Source organism: Methanosarcina spelaei (genome assembly GCF_002287235.1).
Taxonomy (GTDB): domain Archaea; phylum Halobacteriota; class Methanosarcinia; order Methanosarcinales; family Methanosarcinaceae; genus Methanosarcina; species Methanosarcina spelaei.
Window position 1 is genome coordinate 1 of the sequence record NZ_LMVP01000016.1, and the last position, 16,291, is coordinate 16,291.

Consider the following 16,291-nt stretch of genomic DNA (forward strand, 5'->3'; position numbering starts at 1 on the left):
GGGATAATTGAAGGGATAATTGAAGGGATAATTGAAGGGATATTTGAAGGGATAACTGTAGGATTATTAAAGTTTGTTAACTTAAGGTCATTTTTCTATACAATCGTAAATATGTACACAATTATAACGCTCAAGTATATAAATATATACAACATTTTTGATGTCGGTGATAAATCATGGAATTACAGGATATAAACAACTTTGTACAGACCGCAAATGAAGATCAGCTCAAAGCCTTCGGCTTTCTTGGGAAATGGATGGCGGAAAATGCCCCTAAGTACTGCAACTGTACCTCTAAGTGTTCTCAGAGCTGTGAACTTGCAAAGGCACTTGGTGAAGCGCTTCAGGCGGCAGGACAGAAACTTCAGAGGCAGTAAGCAGGATAAGCAAGAAAAATAAGCAGAATCCTGTTCGGATCGGCTGTCTTTTGTATTTTCAGTCTTTTTGTACTTCTTTATATCACTCAGATGTTGTTCAGCCTGATGTCTCAGAAGCTCTTCCTGTGCTGCCGGAAGCTGGCTGAAAACTGTGTTGCAGTTTTATATGAGCAGACGTATACTTAACTTAGAACCTAATAGAGGGAACTCAAGATGGAACCAACGACGTCCGAAAGGGAAAACTTCTGGAACGCAAAAACTTATGCATTCCTCACCGATAATACAAAGCCTGCAATGAAGTGGGCCATATCCGAACTTAAAAGCCGTGGCAAAAATGTTTATGTTATCGACCTTTCCGATAAACCGGAGCCAGGATATTTAAGAAAAATATCCGAGTTGCCAGCCGGCCTCAACCGTGCTGTCCTGGGAGTTACAATAACTGACCCTGGAAATTTTATTCCTGCCCTGAAAGAGAAAGGTATAACTAAAATCTGGCTCCACTGGAGAACAGAAACCGAAAAAGCTGTTGACACCTGCAAGGCCGAAGGTCTCGAATGCATGACCGAACACTGCCCTATGATGTACCTCGGAAGCGGGTTCAGCATACATGGGATACACAGGACGATTGCAAAGATGACTGGAAAGTATTGAAACACTGCTCTGAGAAGTACTAAAACACTGGCCAGATAAGTTTCTACCTAAAACATCAACTTTGAAGTACCGAGCTTTTCCCATTAGCACAGCGAGCCGTTTTGAGGAGATAACTTTTCTCGTTTACAAATTTGTGAATATTTTGAATCTCGTTTCTTCTTGGCTACCGATGATCTCTACTACCCTTAGAACCTTGTGTATCTCTGTATGAATCTCATCTCCGCCAGCTTCTTTCCATTTTTTCATACAGGCCAAGTAGATTATTTCGTGTGATCTTGAAATAAGGATGGTCCGGGCCATATTCTTTTTCTATTATATCGAGGGCTTTCTCGTAGAGGTTAATTGCTGTTTCGTATTCTCCCATGCTTTCATGGAGGCCCGCAAGGTTGTTCAGGGTTGTGCCGACATCAGGGTGGGTGGGACCAAGGGTCGTTTCATAGATCTTGAGGGCACGGGTGTAGAGAGGAAGGGCTTTTTTATGCTGGCCGAGGATCCTGTAGAGTTCACCCATGTTATTCAGGGTTTTGGCAACGTCAGGGTCTTCAGGACCAAGGACACGTTCCCTGATTTCAAGCGCTCTTGTGTAGAGTTCAAGGGCTTTTTCGTGACGACCTTTCTGGACATACACGCCTGCAAGGTTGTTCAGAGTCGTGGCAAAGCCTGTGTGTTCGGTTTTTCCGAATTTTTCCATAATTTCCAGGGATCGTGTATAAAGGATCATGGCTTTCTCGTACCTTGTAGTCTGGAAATAGAGCAGGGCAAGGTTATTCAGAGTCTGGGCCACCTGCGGGTGTTCAGAACCGTACACTTTTTCCTGAAGCTTTAGTGCCTGCCCGTATCTATCCTCAGCTTCGTCAAGTTTACCTGTTTCCGAAAGCAGGACACCCAGATTATTTAGGGTTCCGGATCTGTATCCCATAATCACACGGTTGTCAGGCTCCTGTCCCTGAAGCTTTTCAAGAAATTCGAGAGCTCTCCTGAAGCATTCTTCGGCCTTTTCCGGTTTTTCCAACCCTTTATAAAAAAGGGCAGTCCTGTTCAGGGTCCTGATAGCGCCAAGATTTTTCGGGCTCAGGAACTTTTTCTGGGTCTCCAGTGCCCGGGTATAGAAGGAAAGAGCCTCTTCACGCCGGTCCATCAAAGCATAAAGAATGCCAAGTTCACTGAGTGTATCCCCGGTCTCAGGCCTGGGATGGTCTGGAAGATTTTCACGAATTTTTAAAGCCCTTAAAAAAAGCCCGAGAGCTTCTTCGTAATTTCCCATATAGCGGTAGATTCCTGCAAGTCCATTCAGCACATATGCGGCTTCCGGACTTTCGGGACCTGGCTTTTTTTCCACAATCCCAAGCAATTCTTCATAAAAAGGAAGGAGCACTTTCCAGGATACGGACCTGTAAAAGGGCTCGGCTTTAACTGTGAACCAGCTTACCAGTTCCTCTGGCTCAAAGGTCTCCTTTGCATGTATAAAAGCTTCCTTTAAGGCAATCTCATCTTCAGGGGTGATAAGCTCCGGGTCAAGATCTTTCAGCCTCTGATCATATCTTTCAAGCAGAACTCTATGATTTTTCGTTTTTATTTCTACTTCTTTTTCTGTTTCCTTTTTCATCTCTTTCTCTGGACTTTTGTCTTTAGCTTCGATAGAGGTACTTTCATCAAAAATCTCTTTTTTTTCTGAATTGTTCTTGAAATCAGTCATAGTTTACCCCTCCTGAACGAAAAGCAGTATAATAAGCATCTTTATTTAAAATATAAACATCTTTACCTGGAAATCCAGTTATATCGACTCTAAATACTCTGGAATGCTTCTATAAATAAGCTTGTCTCCTATAATATTCTACCAGAGTTTTCCCAATTTAAATATGCATTAAAATTTGTAACAGCTAACAAACAATAAATAAATCTCTTGACAGGTTAAGCTGGTTTATCAGGAGTTCTGGTTTACCAGGAATTCTGATTTATCGGAAATTGTTTGTCTATCAGAAGTTGTTGATTTATCAGGAATCTCAATATAACGTGAATTAATATAGCCTTTGTAACCAGTCTATATAAACTATTTTACTTTTACCTATTACTCGGCGGCACAACATTTAAAAAAAGCAATAAGTGAATTCATTCCCTCATTAAAATTTTCTTTATATTTTTTGAACAGTTTATTATTTGCATATATTGGATGTGCCAGATCAATCAATTTTACCCTTGCGTTCTCTGGATACTGAAGATTGATTACAATCAGGACACTGGATGCAATAAACGTTTTTTGACTTTGTTCCAATTTCGTTTTAATCCGATCAAGTTGGCATATTATGTTTATTATCATAGTGTCTTTATTCACATTTACTCTCTCAAGTTGTTTCATCAAGAATATCTCGGAATTTCGACCTATTTTTGCCCTGTTTTGGTCATTTACTGGAATAGCCCTCCATCCTCGAGTAGAAGATTTAGTATAGTAATCATAAAGCTTCATTCTCATTTCTTTGAAAAAAGCCCCCACTTGACTTTTTTCCCCGGATTCAAACAGTTGAGCTCTCGAAGCTGTACTTTTCCCTATTTTGATATCCAGAGCCACAAGTGATTGTGCTTGGATACCATAAAACATATTCTGCATTATTACAACATTCTCACCCATATCGATTACTTCTCGATCATCCTGATTTGTCCGTTCTACAACAGGTAAAATCTCTCGAAGCTCACCTGGGCTGGCATATATCTCACACTCTTTCTGATTTGCCTTTTTTGCAATTTTCCTGCCGTTATCGATCTCTCGAAAACTTCCAGCATGCCCGGCCATTAAAATGAGATTTAAGGACTGTTTCCCAACAGGCTCAGACTTTGCTCTTCTCATACTCATTTCTCGCTCAAGGTTGACATTGTTGAGTTGATTGAAGTTGGTATTATTGTTTAACTTCATTGTTTAATTATTGTTCAACATTACTTTTTATATTTAATAATTCCATTTGTATATATTTGCCTGTAGAATTGTTTTCACGCTTCCTGAAAAGTAGACAGTGAAATATGCCATTCCAGGTGAAGAAGGACTTGTGGCGTTTGTATAATAGTGATAGTGCCTGATATATCCAGAATAATTGAAATAATCGATGAATAAATTTCACTTAAATTTGACGACTATTGTCAATATAAAAGTATATTAAGATCTTTACTGCCATCTTAAGCTAAGAAAATGGCAATCTGCTCTCAGCATAGTGTTAACTCCCTGGTGTAGCATCAACTCACAGAATTCAGGAAAAACCAGAGTGCTCGAAAAAATGAGCTGTAGTACGCTAAAAACAAAAAATCGAGGCAACAGAATAATAAAAATCAAACACATAAAAAATAAGAAAGTCAAAGGTAAGGAAAATAAAAAGTCAAAGTGTCCGGAAGATAAAATATCAGGACAGCTGGTAAAGAAAGTAAATCAGGGGCTGGTTGAGTTTTTCGTTTACCAGACAGCGTTGTTTTTAAGAGTTGCGAGAATGTTTGTGAACTCGTTACTGAACCTGCACTTTCCAAAGTCCGGAGCACTCAAAATGTTCTTCTTTATTTCCTGCAGTCCGATCAGGAGATTTATATCGTCGCTGTATTCAAATCCCCCATCGGACACCGTGATGTTTTCGGCAAGGACGTCAAGAAGTTTTGGATCAAGGTCATTCGTGATGTATGTATCTACAATCAGGAGGTCTGAAATTCTTTTATAGAAGTCAATGAGCTCCTGGTAGCCGGGTATCGCATAGGCTTTTGCCATCTGTTTTTGCCTGTTCAGGTAAATCAGGTAACGTGAGATTGTGCTTATAATGTTCTCGATACCATCTTTTTTAGGGAACGCAATTGGAAACCTTTTCAGCATTTGTGAATTAAGTTTGCTTCTGCTCTGTACCCCTTTACGGCTCCAAACCTCAGGAAAAGCCCTTGCTATCGAAGAGTTGAGTACAGCCGTAACATAGAGGTAGAGTGTAGGATCTCCGAGAACGACTCCGACTCCGTTTGCAAAAACGTGCTTTCCGGTAGGATCATATGAAGCCTGAAGGCAAGAGTTGCTGGTAATAATGATTTTGGGTGTGTTTATATAACTTAGAAAAATTTCGTTCTCGAAACGGTAATCAGCCGAAACGAATTCATCTTCTTCGGTCTCAGACTGCTGTTTGATTTCCAGTAACTGTTTATAAGCTACAGGGAACTTTGCTTTCAGTTCCTCAGGCTGGAATATCCTGTATTCTTTTCTTATGTTATTGTCAAGGATCTTGTAAGGCACCATAAACTGGTACTGAGTTGACTGAACCGCAAATTCATTCGAAACGGAATCGTCTACATAAGGGTACATAAGTTCCTTTTCAATACTTATCTGTTCTATGCTCACATTTGTGTGGGAGTCTCTACAGACGCAGGACACATCTGTGCAATTTTCGCTTGAAAGGCCAGCTTTTTGTAAAAAATCATTTGTTGGGGGTACACCTTCAAAAACTTCTATCGAGATGTCTTCCAGGGTTCTAGGGATTTCGCTCAGCCTTTCTACAATATAGTCCTTACTCCAGAACATATATTTCACTTCTTTTTTATATATATAGGGAATTCTGGGTAAAATGGTTTCTTTGTTAGGGTTGGGTTCTCAAAAATTCGTTTTTAATTTTGAGGTACCTGATTTTTAACTCCTCAGAATCTCCATACTAAACTTTGAATATACCTTTTAATATAATAATTTATTCATAATAAAAGGTTAACAATTGGAATCAAACTTTTTAAGTTAACAAGAAAAAAGAGAACTGACACCACTGAATAAAATCCTTTCTTTTAGGAAATGGCAGATTTTTAGAATTAAGGGATTAATTAAAGGTTTACAAACCTGAAGAGATTTCCAATGCCTTTCTTGCGTTATCCAGCATATTATGGTCGTTATTGAAATAAACGTAGGTCTTTTCAGGCTCGAATGAAAGAATTTTTCTGAGAGTTTCGCTAATTTCTTCCTGAGAATAATTGTAACTGTACCAGCTATTTCTTCCATGCATTCTCATATACACGTTTTCTCCGGGAAAGATGCGGTTCCTGTAGTCAGGCGAGTCTACGGACACCAAGGTTACTTTTCCAACAAGCCCTGAATATACCTCATCATTTCCTAGAAGTTCTTTATTCCTTATCTCCAGGGCAAACTTTTCCCCAAGTTTTGCTGCTTCTGCAAATCTGAGCGCCCTTTCGACATCATCAAACTTTGGAGGAACCTGAAAAAGGTAAAAATCAATGAGATGGTCCATGGGTTCGAAAAGCTCAAGGAAATTCTCCAGGATTTCCAGGGAGCTTTCACTGAGTTGTCGCCAGTGGGTTATGGATCTGTGAACCTTTATACTCCACCTAATTCCTGTTCCCTTCCTGTTCCAGCCTTCAATCTGCTCAGGTGAAGGAAACCTGTAAAAACTTGCATTAAGTTCAACACTGTTCAGCCCGGAGTTCTGGATAAACCAATCAAGGTTTTTCTTTTTGTTCCAGTCATAATACCAGCCGCTTGTGCCTACTAATACCTCCATAGAGTCCCCATTTATATATCGGTATAATAGCAGATCTAATTTTGGTTTATCCTCACTTATAAGCGAAAAACCTGGTGAGCAAAGTGAAAAATCTGGTGAGCAAAAACTGACACCGGATTAGAGACCTCTAAGCGAAAAACTGGTACGAATTGCAGAAACTTGATAGGAAAAACGGTGCGAATTGCAGGAACTTGATAGGAAAAACTGGTGCAAGAGCAGGCACATGAATACGATTTTGACTACAATACAATTTTACTGAGCTGTCAGGTCAATACAATTTCACTAAGCTGTCAGATCAATACAATTTTACTGAGCTGTCAGGTGAGATGAAAATTCTTCAGGTGAAAAACAGGTTTTCAGGTGAAGATTGGGTTTTCAGGTAACATAGAACAGATTCAATACTCCATGGCATGTGCAGGTAGTAGCAACGAAAAAAGCTCTGTCCTCAAGGCTTTCAAATCTATTCTCATTACTGTTTTCTTTAAAAGTTTTTAAAAACTCAAGGATCTCCAGCAGGTTCTGCTTGAACTCACTTCCTTTAAACCCACCTATACCCGGCTTCATCTGATAACTTTCAAAAACCCAGCCTGGCAGCTTCTGGAGAAGTTTTCCTGTATATTCAGTAATAGTTTCTGGTTTTTTCCGCCCAAAGGTAGGACAGCGGTCTCTTGGACCCGGACAACCGTCAGGGCATATTTCTCCTTCCCTTGCATAAGAGAGAAACAGCATGCCATATTCAGGGTAACGTCCTGCGATTACATCGTAAGGAAAGGAAGCTGCAAGCTTTTCGAAAAAGGACATGAGCCTTTCGTCTTCAGGTCGGATAAAAAGCTCGGTTACCGGGCTGTTTTCCTTCTGGCTTTTTTCCAGAACTTCTTTTGTATTTTCGTCTTTTCCGGGATCCGGAGGGAGTTTTAGAATGTCGGAAAGCATATATGCAACCGCATGGCAGGGAACGGCAGGGATAATGTATTCAGGAATGCCGAGGCTTAGAAGAAAATGAATGCTATCCAGGTCCATTCTATAAAAATAGGCTTCTACCTCATTGTTTTCTACCTTGTTTCCCCTCTTCTTTCTTTCGTTTTCTCTTCTTTCGTTTTCTCTTCTTTCGTTTTCTCCTGCTGTGCTGGAGGACTTGAGTGTTTCATCTTGAAATGACCCTAAAGCTTTGTATTTCAGGAGATTTACTAGCTCGTCTTCAGTTTTGATGATGTTTGACTCCCTTGAGGCAGGTGCATTTCATCCTTATCGGTAACAAGCACGAAGGGATACTTATTTTTCCGTGCATATTCAAGGAAATTAGTGCCGATTTTTCCTCCTCCAAGGACGAGGTAGTAGTTTTTGATTACCGGAATTTTCTCAAGGGAACTTATTTTTTCGTCAACTGCAGACGTTTCACATTTCATCCTACATTCGGCAGCAAGCACATTCCAACATCTAAATATTCTTAATTGTTATTTTTTGTAGGTTAAGTTAAAAAACAGCATCTTGCGGATTGTCTATCTAGCATGATTTGTCTTTTATCTCATATATTATAAATATATATTAATTATGTTATGGTTAACATTTAGTAATTTTTGATTTAAATTAAATATCAAAAGTTCTAAAAAAAACGATATCAATAGAAAAATTGAATGGATTTTTATGTCGACCTGCCGAAAGCAGGTTTCATACCTTCCATAGAGACCAACCATATAGTTAAGACGGCAGTAAGCTGTGAATTTTCTTACGTTTTGTGTGGAGACTGAGCTTGGTTACAGATACACAAGTCAATTGTAGTATAATTGGTATGGTTAGTATAATTAATATAACCAGTATAATTTCCGATATAATAATAAAACGATTATAAATTTATGATACAATACTATAGGTTCATATAAGTTCACGATACAACAATTACAGACTTTTGTGATATGACAATTACAGATATTATGGTACAATGGATTTATAGGGATCTAATATTTCAAGGTATCCGGTAGGGTCAATCAAGTTTTCAGGCATTATTTTGGCAAACCAGTTGCCTCCGAGATAATCTCTATGAGCGGAAATGAGTTTGTCTTTCCAGACTTCAAAATGGAGCATACTTGGATTTTTATTTTTCAATTTCTGGATATAAAGTGGGCAGGAACCATCGATTTTCTTGGAGTTCAGAACCATTCCAACTCGACCTATCAAATCTCCTGGCTCAATTTCATCTCCCTTTTTCACGGTGAAGCCTGCAAGCTCTCCGTATTTGCAAAATAACCCCTTGCTCTGTTCGATAATCACATAGTAAGTAGGGTTCCAGTAAGGCAGTATTTCAGGCGAAGTCATCAGACCGGTTTCTGCGACTATTCCTCTTTCAACTGAAACCACTTCCGTATTTTCAGGGGCATACAGGTCAACTCCGCAGTGATATCGATCGCCTCTGTTTTCCCAGAAGGAACCGGCTTCTCCTTTTTGAGGAACCTGAGTTTTCTTGAGGCTCGCGTTTATAATGTCTATTTTTTCCGGCGTTGTGTTTTCCTGAACCTTTATGTTTAGAGGCCAGATTCTCATGGAGTCTCAGTGTACATGAAAAGTATAAAAGCCTTTTTTACTTCGATACTGGCATATGTGAGTGAAAAATTAATGAAAGCATTTGCGAAAAAAGAGAAAAGTAAAAAATAATCGAAACTGGAGTTCTAGTGAGTTAGCCTATTTCGAAAAAATTTTGTTTAGAACTTTTCACTTAGTCTCCTGATTACATCCTGTATCAGGGGAAGGGAAGAAGTTCAAGATTAATAAACTCGGTAAAGCCTCTACTGGCCCTGAAAAGAGACTCATTACTCACTCCTTTTTAAGTAACTCATCCCAAAACCAATTTTTTACCACATTAGTAAGAGTTTTAAAATTACTTTTCAGGATCAGAAGCTCTATTGATAATCAGAAGCTCTATTTGGATGCTGGAATCCTATGTAAAAGATCAGGAGTTTTCCCTTGTACCAAACCCATATTACTGGGGTGAAAAACCTAAGGTAGATCGCATTATATTTAAGGTGATATCGGATGGACAAGCAAGAGTTTTAGCGCTTCAAAGCGGCGAAGTGGATATTCTGGGTGGAGACCTGATCGGAAAAATCCCCATGGAGAGCTTTTTAGAGCTGAAAAACTCCAGTTCCTTTGAAACATTTACAAACAGAACCATGTGTTCTCATTTTATTGCTTTTAACCAGAATGTAGAAGCATTTCAAGACAAAAATGTCCGTTTGGCCATGAACTATGCCATCAACAAAAAGAGCATTGCGGAAAATCTGTTCAATAACGTTGGCTTAGAAGCCAATGGTTTGTATCAAACAGGTGTCCCTTATACTACGCGGGAAAATAATTATGGTTTTTCCAATGATAAGGAAAAAGCAAAACAATTACTGGAAGCAGCAGGATATGTCGATACAGACGGTGATGGTATCCGTGAAAAGAATGGGAAAAAGATGGAGTTTAACTTTGTGTTATCGACAGAAGAATTCCCTGAATGGAAGCAACTGGCAGAGTTTTTGCAATCTGAATATTCTTCTGTGGGCATAAAAGTAAATCTTAACATTCTGGATAAAAACGGATATGAAGACGCCACGATGAATACAAAAACGTTTGACATCGCTTTGATGAGAACATCTTCGGATTCATGGGTGCCCCATGGTTCATTGCTTGAGATGTTTTCGATTCTTTCTACAAGCAACGCCGCAAAGGTGTGGTATGATGAAGGGCTCTACAACAATATTACCAGAGCATTAAACAGCGTTGACGAAACTGAAAGGCAAAAGAATTACGATACGGTATTCAAATTTATTAGTGAAGAAGCCCTCACCGTCCCCTTATATTACCCTGTTACTTCCTTTGCTGTCAACACAGACAAAATAGAGGAATTTGAAATCGGTGTGAATAACTACGCGCCTATCGAATGGCAAAAACTTGATGTAAAACAATAAGATTAAAAATATTTAATAAGCAGATACGCTGCCACCTTTGTGGCGTGTCTGCTTATACAAATAAAGTAGAGTTGATGGCGATGGACCCGAAACAAAAACTGATTAAGAATTGGACGGATAGTTCCAGTAACAGACTTTCCGCAGATGTCCTTTCAATTTTCATAATTTTTCTTGCTATCGTTTTCTCTGAAAATCGTCCTTGTTACTCAAAAGTGTGCTTTTGAAATTTTCCCAAATTTTCGACCTTTTGCCTTCATTGAAAACTTCCAGCAACTATTTTCCTAGGTTTCAGTTGAGATGATAAATGCAAATCTTAGAATAATTTTTCCAAAAACGATAGCAGGAAAAATGTTATTTTTTTGAAGACATCTGCGGAAAGTGAGCAGTAACTACAGCAATTTAATAAAAGTGGAGTTAAACTGCTTTAAAAAAAAAGCCTGGACGGATATCATCCTTGAAAATGCCGGGAAAACTGACAAAATGGATATTCTTGACGTGGGTACTGGCCCAGGTTTTTTTGCCATTATCATGTCTCAAGCAGGACATCGAGTGACTGCCATTGATTGTACCGAGGCTATGGTCAATGAAGCAAAGGCAAATGCAGAAAATGCAGGTATCACAGCCGACTTTCGTGTATCCGACGGACAGGATCTGCAGTTTGAGGACGAAAGCTTTGACCTTATAATCAGTAGAAACGTCACCTGGACCCTAATTGATGCCCCAAGAGCGTACCGAGAATGGAAAAGAGTTTTGAAGTCTGACGGCAAAATTATCATTTTTGATGCCAACTGGAACTTAAGATTATTCGATGAAGCAGCCATGAAGAAATATGAAGAGGATCAAAAGGAGTACGGAAAATTGTTTGGTGAAGCTCTTCCTTCCTACACTGCTGACATGATTGATTACAGAAAAAGTATGCCGATGTGCCGAAGACGCAGGTCCCAGTGGGATTTCAACACGTTGATAGAGCTTGGTTATAAAAAGATTTCCTGCGACATGGATATTGGAGACCGGGTTTACGACGAAAAAGAAAAGGTGAAATATCGTTCCAGTCCCATGTTTATGCTGGTCATCGAAAAGTAGCCCAGTACTACTAAATAACGGGGCTGAAACCATACTCTGATCTTCTTTATGAATTGAACCAGCTATGCACGTCCAAAATTGTTACTGAGCCATTTGAACCTGAGATAACTGCGAGGTAAATACACGTTTGTATTTCGCTATAGTTTAGTCACGCTGAAATCAGAAGATATCGAGCTTGATTTTCTTATGCTAATCGATGAGCTTGGCAGACATTAAAGTACAGATTGAGCCTATCCCAAAACCTTGAATTTTGAATACTCGCTCTAATTTCCAACATGAAAATAGTATAATATATTGGGATATATTGGGAATGAAATTGGTTTTGGGATGAGCTCATTAACTAAAATGTTTCATAGATATCTAAAGCAAGATCTGAGGCTTGTTTAGTTTCTAAACCTTCAAATTAAATTTTTTAGCTTTTTGTTCATTATCCTTTTACTTCACCCCACAGTTCACGCTCCTTTTCATGTTCGTATATTATCTCTATCCACTTTTCACGAAGCATGCTAATCCATTCAGGATGTTCAGTACCTTCATATTCGAATCCCAAAAACATGTCTTCACCAAAGTGACTAAACGAAAGTGAAGCAAGCTGTTCGAGTGATAGGTCATCAAGAGGCATTAACCCAAAAATCCCATACGTGGGACGTGTAGGTTGTACAACACCAATTACAGTTTCCTCATTTTCTATATTGGTATCAACACCGTAAGTATTACTACCTGAGCCATCTTGATAAACAGGATTTGATTTAACAAACGTCTTCGTATACTCCCTGTTGTCTAATTCTTTTTCTTTTACTATATACCTGACAATTGCATATCCAACTAAAACGCGCTTTGTAACGTACTCAGAAATTCCATCTATGTTCTCAAAGCCAATCTTCATCGGAATAGCACTAACAACTTCCCTGACTTGGTTATATAATTGCTCATCTTCTACCATGCTAATCACTCCCCAGGATAAGCATTAATATTGTCTTTAATTTAGTATTGTCTCTAATTCTTATAAGGTCTTTTGAAAACTGTCCTGCTTGCTCAAACATGTACTTTTGAGATATCCACAGTTTTCCACTTTTTGCCGTCATTGAAATTTCCAGCATCCATTTTCTCGAAGTTTCAGTTGAAATAACAATTTCAAATTTTTCAAGCATTGCCCAAAAAACAATAATGAAAAAGGTTATCTTTTTGGAAATGTTTATGGAAGATCCGCTTGGAAGGTCCGCTTGCATTCTATATCTTCTGGTTTCTTTTTTAATTTGATATTTTTATATAATATCATACCAGTACTTTCTAATCCCTTTACACAAAAACCAGGTATGAAGGAATCGTTACTTAGTAACTGGTTTCATACGCAGGCCCAGGGAAAAGCCTGTAGATTCGGAAGGCAATTAAAAGGATAAAACAGGGATTTTGAAAAAAATTCCCAGATTTAGAGAATATCTCGCAGGCATAAATTCAGTATAGTTATAGTATAATTCACAGTGTATAGTTAGGGTATAAACAGTTGATCGGCATATGCCGAGTTTAGTTGGGGGTTAGTATATGGATGGACAGGAATGCAATTTATCATTAGATGAACTTTTGAAGTTTGACGGGGTAATGGCAGCCGGAATTTTCAGTCCCGAAGGAAAGCTTGTGGAGTATAAGTCCAGGGATGCAATGCCAAAAGAAATGGCTGAGATGACTGCCAAGTTCTGCGGAACGGTGAATATGATGTTTGATGCTCTTGCAAGTGCTTATACGCAGCTTTATAAGATGAACTGGGTACCTCAGCAAAACTGGATGTACAGTGGCGGCGACTGGACAGTCATGATTTCGGGAACAAGAGGGATTTTTGTTGAGAAATCAAAAGCAGATTTAAAGAAACTTTTTACGGCTCTGGGAATGTGTTAATGCCCTTTATTGTTAATATCCGAATAAATCTAGCTGGTAAGTTCTGGGCAGGTAATTAATCAGGTAATTAATCAGATTTCGGATCAGGATAGTACTTCGTTTTATCAGGCATGTCTGCCCTCATTATGGGCAGTTTGCCGAATTTATCTTTATCTTATCAAATAGCTTGCCCAGCTTACTCGTAGCTATAAACCAAGCCTCTAAATTAGGTTGCACTTTTTTCGCAGTACCGTTAAAAAATAAATTTACATCGTTGTTTTATTATACCATTATTTACATAACTATAATTGGTCCATAGGGTCAAGTCCCGGTGTATAAAGAAGACGTACAAAGAAGGTATGTAACTTAACTAAGTAATAACTTAACTAAGTAATAACTTAACTGAGTAATAACTTAACTAAGTAATAACTTAACTAAGTAATAACTTAACTAAGTAATAACTTAACTAAGTAATAACTTAACTGAGTACAGAACTAAACTACATTAAATTGGACCAGGCCTTATGGATCACTTAAAAATCTAAAGGGCTTAACATCACTCGATTTTTGAAAACTCTTTTGGTAACTTATCTAATTATTCTTTTGTTTTGGTGACTTATCTAATCATTCCTTTAATAACTTCCTCCCGTTAAACTCATTTAAACTTTAATTAGTAAAATTTTCAAGCTTGCGTTTTTCCTTCTGTCCCATCTATTTTCCTTTAGTTCACCTAATGATCGTTGTCGATTTGTTCTTTATCTTCAAACACACACTTAGCAGGCCAAATGCTGCTGTTTTTCAGAAAGAACCACCAAAATAAGAGTAACTGCAAAAGCTCCCGCAATTATTTTATGAGATTTTTTCCAATTAAGCCCAATTGTAAAATTTCGGTGTGCAAGCGCCCTAAGTTTAACATACCTGCAGAGACATATCAAATTTCAATATTTCTTCGCCCTGCCAGTACCAGTTATCTTTCAATAGGATCAAGTCAAGGTGAACCTAAATGAGTCCTGCCGATTATATTGAATGCAAGGAATTTCACTGTTCCGAAGTCAACAAAAGTGGGTATCTTGTACCTGCTTTGGATATAGACGCCAAAAAAATAAAAGTGATTATGATTTCCGAAGCCCCTCCTGAAAATCCGAAAGATTACTTTTATGCTCCTGGAGAGCCGTTTTACTTGAAAACGACATTGCAGGCTTTCCGTGATGCAGGTATGTCGGTAAATAGTATACAGCAGATTCTTGATCTGGGTTTTTACCTCACAACTGCGATTAAATGCCCAAAGACACAGTATGGAGTCTCGGCTGCAACAATCAAAAAATGCTCCCTGATTCTAGAAAAAGAACTTCTCCTGTTCCCCAATATTGAGGTTTATATGTTAATGGGAGACGTTGCGATAAAGGCCTTCAACTATATCAGCAAGAGTCAGACCGGCAAAAACACAATTCCTACCGGCTCAACATACAAAATCCGAAAAAGTGAATTTTACTATCAGGGCAGGCGAGTTTTTCCCTCATATGTGCAGACAGGACAGAATTACCTGATTGAAAAATCAAAAAGGGAAATGATTGCCGAAGATCTGGCTGAGGCAATAAAACTGATAGGGTAAATGCCAGATCGGATATCAATGTAGATCAACTGGGTTTACAGGCAGTTAGATCTACAGGTAATTGGATTTGCAGACAATTGGATTTGCAGACAATTGGATTTACAGGTAATTAGACTTGCAGACAGTCAGATTTATAGGTAACTAGACTTGCAGGCAGTTATATCTACAGGTAATTGGATTTGCAAACAATTAGATTTAGGTACATTGGTCATCGGTTAAGCACTAAATTCCTTCTCTTGAAGATGTTTTTATATGACAATACCTTAACACATGTATCTCTATGTCTCCTCGTCCCCCACCTACTCTTGAAGACTCTCTTCGGGAAATGTTTCCCGAAGAGTGGTTAAGGCAAACTGCCAAAGAAACTGGTCTTATAAAACGTGAGCGCAAAATTGACCCTGTCATCATCTTTTGGGTTTTAACTCTTAGTTTTGGCGTACGCTTGCAGCGTACACTTTCCAGTTTGAAACGAGAATATGAAACTGAGTCCCATAAAACCATAAGCGATAGCAGCTGGTACTATCGTTTTACTCCAGAACTAGTTGAGTTCCTGCATCAGTGCGTAATTCACGGCATAGAAGAACTTGCAAAAGAACCTGGTAGAAAACTTAGCAAGAAGCTCGAAAACTTCCAGGATATTGTCATTCAGGACAGCACAATTGTTCGTCTTCACTCTTCTTTATCAGATAAATTTCCAGCAGCAAGAGCAAGAACAGTAGCTGCTGGAGTAAAAGTCGGAGTTATGGTAAGTGCGGTTGCTAACGGCCCTAAAACCGTTGCTCTGTACTCCGAAAAATCAGCTGAGATAAAAACATTGAAAATCGGTCCCTGGATCAAAGACCGTATTCTCCTTGTTGATCTTGGTTTCTACAAAACTCAGATGTTTGCAAGGGTTGAAGAAAATGGGGGGTATTTCGTTTCAAGAATTAAAAAGAATATGGATCCTGTTGTTGTTTCAATAGAGGAAGGAATGCCTAAAACAAAGTGCAAAGATTTCATAGGGAAACCTATTAGTGAGTGCATTAAGCAACTTTCTGGAAAAGATATTGATGCAGTTGTAAAAATAGCATTCAAAAGAAGAGAATATAAAGGCAAGCAAAAACAGGATGAGATGAATGTACGTCTTGTTGCAGTATATAATGACGAGGATGAAAAGCACCACATTTATATCACAAATATTCAGAAAGAGATTTTGAATGCAAAAGATATTGCAAACTTATATGGAGCAAGATGGGACATAGAC

17 protein-coding genes are annotated in these 16,291 nt (G+C 38.6%); 8 read left to right on the plus strand and 9 right to left on the minus strand.

The genetic code is table 11. The features are described 5' to 3' along the window. The 3 genes from ASJ81_RS23165 to ASJ81_RS01625 form a co-directional block, all read left to right on the plus strand. Positions 1-195 (plus strand): hypothetical protein (locus ASJ81_RS23165; RefSeq protein ID WP_212556012.1); only part of this gene is annotated, 195 nt, incomplete at its 5' end. Next, positions 177-377 carry a hypothetical protein gene (locus ASJ81_RS01620; RefSeq protein ID WP_095642948.1) on the plus strand — a complete coding sequence of 67 codons (201 nt, stop codon included), beginning with the start codon at positions 177-179 and terminating at the stop codon, positions 375-377. The genes ASJ81_RS23165 and ASJ81_RS01620, both read left to right, overlap by 19 nt. 213 nt (positions 378-590) lie before the next feature. After that, a complete protein-coding gene (locus ASJ81_RS01625) occupies positions 591-1,028 on the plus strand; it encodes a hypothetical protein (RefSeq protein ID WP_095642949.1) in 438 nt (145 codons plus the stop codon). Between the two features lie 214 nt (positions 1,029-1,242). Here the strand turns inward: ASJ81_RS01625 and ASJ81_RS01630 are convergent, their stop codons facing one another. From ASJ81_RS01630 to ASJ81_RS01655, 7 genes are all read right to left on the minus strand, one after another. After that, positions 1,243-2,724, minus strand: coding sequence for a tetratricopeptide repeat protein (locus tag ASJ81_RS01630; protein WP_095642950.1), 1,482 nt, complete (start codon positions 2,722-2,724; stop codon positions 1,243-1,245). Positions 2,725-3,096: 372 nt separating this feature from the next. Next, positions 3,097-3,870 carry an inositol polyphosphate kinase family protein gene (locus ASJ81_RS01635; RefSeq protein WP_170943141.1) on the minus strand — a complete coding sequence of 258 codons (774 nt, stop codon included), beginning with the start codon at positions 3,868-3,870 and terminating at the stop codon, positions 3,097-3,099. Positions 3,871-4,464: 594 nt separating this feature from the next. Continuing rightward, complete coding sequence (locus tag ASJ81_RS01640; protein ID WP_095642952.1) at positions 4,465-5,559, minus strand: hypothetical protein; 1,095 nt, start codon at positions 5,557-5,559, stop codon at positions 4,465-4,467. 295 nt (positions 5,560-5,854) lie between these two features. Continuing rightward, positions 5,855-6,538: a DUF72 domain-containing protein gene (locus ASJ81_RS01645; protein WP_095642953.1), complete on the minus strand. Its 684-nt coding sequence runs from the start codon at positions 6,536-6,538 to the stop codon at positions 5,855-5,857. Between the two features lie 375 nt (positions 6,539-6,913). Then, positions 6,914-7,558, minus strand: a complete 645-nt coding sequence (locus ASJ81_RS23500) for a hypothetical protein (RefSeq protein ID WP_245859695.1) — start codon at positions 7,556-7,558, stop codon at positions 6,914-6,916. Between the two features lie 167 nt (positions 7,559-7,725). Then, a complete protein-coding gene (locus ASJ81_RS23505; protein WP_245859696.1) occupies positions 7,726-7,944 on the minus strand; it encodes a hypothetical protein in 219 nt (72 codons plus the stop codon). Between the two features lie 523 nt (positions 7,945-8,467). Next, positions 8,468-9,076, minus strand: a complete 609-nt coding sequence (locus ASJ81_RS01655) for a M23 family metallopeptidase (protein WP_095642954.1) — start codon at positions 9,074-9,076, stop codon at positions 8,468-8,470. A 383-nt stretch (positions 9,077-9,459) separates the two neighbouring features. Between ASJ81_RS01655 and ASJ81_RS01660 the strand changes: the two genes are divergently transcribed. Then, positions 9,460-10,482 (plus strand): ABC transporter substrate-binding protein, encoded by a 1,023-nt coding sequence (locus tag ASJ81_RS01660; RefSeq protein WP_212556013.1) that lies wholly within the window; start codon positions 9,460-9,462, stop codon positions 10,480-10,482. Positions 10,483-10,860: 378 nt separating this feature from the next. Next, positions 10,861-11,565, plus strand: coding sequence for a class I SAM-dependent methyltransferase (locus ASJ81_RS01665; protein WP_212556014.1), 705 nt, complete (start codon positions 10,861-10,863; stop codon positions 11,563-11,565). A gap of 427 nt (positions 11,566-11,992) precedes the next feature. On the opposite strand, the gene ASJ81_RS01670 is transcribed toward ASJ81_RS01665, so the two are convergent. After that, positions 11,993-12,508, minus strand: coding sequence for a hypothetical protein (locus tag ASJ81_RS01670; protein WP_095642956.1), 516 nt, complete (start codon positions 12,506-12,508; stop codon positions 11,993-11,995). Position 12,509: 1 nt separating this feature from the next. Then, on the minus strand, positions 12,510-12,794 hold the full coding sequence (locus tag ASJ81_RS01675; RefSeq protein WP_095642957.1) for a hypothetical protein: 285 nt from the start codon (positions 12,792-12,794) through the stop codon (positions 12,510-12,512). A gap of 313 nt (positions 12,795-13,107) precedes the next feature. On the opposite strand from ASJ81_RS01675, the gene ASJ81_RS01680 reads away from it, so the two are divergent. From ASJ81_RS01680 to ASJ81_RS01690, 3 genes are all read left to right on the plus strand, one after another. After that, positions 13,108-13,458, plus strand: coding sequence for a DUF2173 family protein (locus ASJ81_RS01680; protein ID WP_095642958.1), 351 nt, complete (start codon positions 13,108-13,110; stop codon positions 13,456-13,458). 981 nt (positions 13,459-14,439) lie between these two features. Then, the gene (locus ASJ81_RS01685) at positions 14,440-15,048 is read left to right on the plus strand and encodes a uracil-DNA glycosylase family protein (RefSeq protein ID WP_245859697.1); all 609 of its coding nucleotides are present in this window, start codon (positions 14,440-14,442) and stop codon (positions 15,046-15,048) included. A gap of 280 nt (positions 15,049-15,328) precedes the next feature. After that, a partial coding sequence (locus ASJ81_RS01690; RefSeq protein WP_095642959.1) for an IS4 family transposase occupies positions 15,329-16,291 on the plus strand: 963 nt, incomplete at its 3' end.

Coding starts and splice junctions, on each gene's coding strand:
- ASJ81_RS01620 (WP_095642948.1), top strand. CDS start 177: ATGGAATTACAGGATATAAACAACTTTGTACAGACCGCAAATGAAGAT.
- ASJ81_RS01625 (WP_095642949.1), top strand. CDS start 591: ATGGAACCAACGACGTCCGAAAGGGAAAACTTCTGGAACGCAAAAACT.
- ASJ81_RS01630 (WP_095642950.1), bottom strand. CDS start 2,724: ATGACTGATTTCAAGAACAATTCAGAAAAAAAAGAGATTTTTGATGAA.
- ASJ81_RS01635 (WP_170943141.1), bottom strand. CDS start 3,870: ATGAGAAGAGCAAAGTCTGAGCCTGTTGGGAAACAGTCCTTAAATCTC.
- ASJ81_RS01640 (WP_095642952.1), bottom strand. CDS start 5,559: ATGTTCTGGAGTAAGGACTATATTGTAGAAAGGCTGAGCGAAATCCCT.
- ASJ81_RS01645 (WP_095642953.1), bottom strand. CDS start 6,538: ATGGAGGTATTAGTAGGCACAAGCGGCTGGTATTATGACTGGAACAAA.
- ASJ81_RS23500 (WP_245859695.1), bottom strand. CDS start 7,558: ATGGACCTGGATAGCATTCATTTTCTTCTAAGCCTCGGCATTCCTGAA.
- ASJ81_RS23505 (WP_245859696.1), bottom strand. CDS start 7,944: ATGAAATGTGAAACGTCTGCAGTTGACGAAAAAATAAGTTCCCTTGAG.
- ASJ81_RS01655 (WP_095642954.1), bottom strand. CDS start 9,076: ATGAGAATCTGGCCTCTAAACATAAAGGTTCAGGAAAACACAACGCCG.
- ASJ81_RS01660 (WP_212556013.1), top strand. CDS start 9,460: ATGCTGGAATCCTATGTAAAAGATCAGGAGTTTTCCCTTGTACCAAAC.
- ASJ81_RS01670 (WP_095642956.1), bottom strand. CDS start 12,508: ATGGTAGAAGATGAGCAATTATATAACCAAGTCAGGGAAGTTGTTAGT.
- ASJ81_RS01675 (WP_095642957.1), bottom strand. CDS start 12,794: ATGCAAGCGGACCTTCCAAGCGGATCTTCCATAAACATTTCCAAAAAG.
- ASJ81_RS01680 (WP_095642958.1), top strand. CDS start 13,108: ATGGATGGACAGGAATGCAATTTATCATTAGATGAACTTTTGAAGTTT.
- ASJ81_RS01685 (WP_245859697.1), top strand. CDS start 14,440: ATGAGTCCTGCCGATTATATTGAATGCAAGGAATTTCACTGTTCCGAA.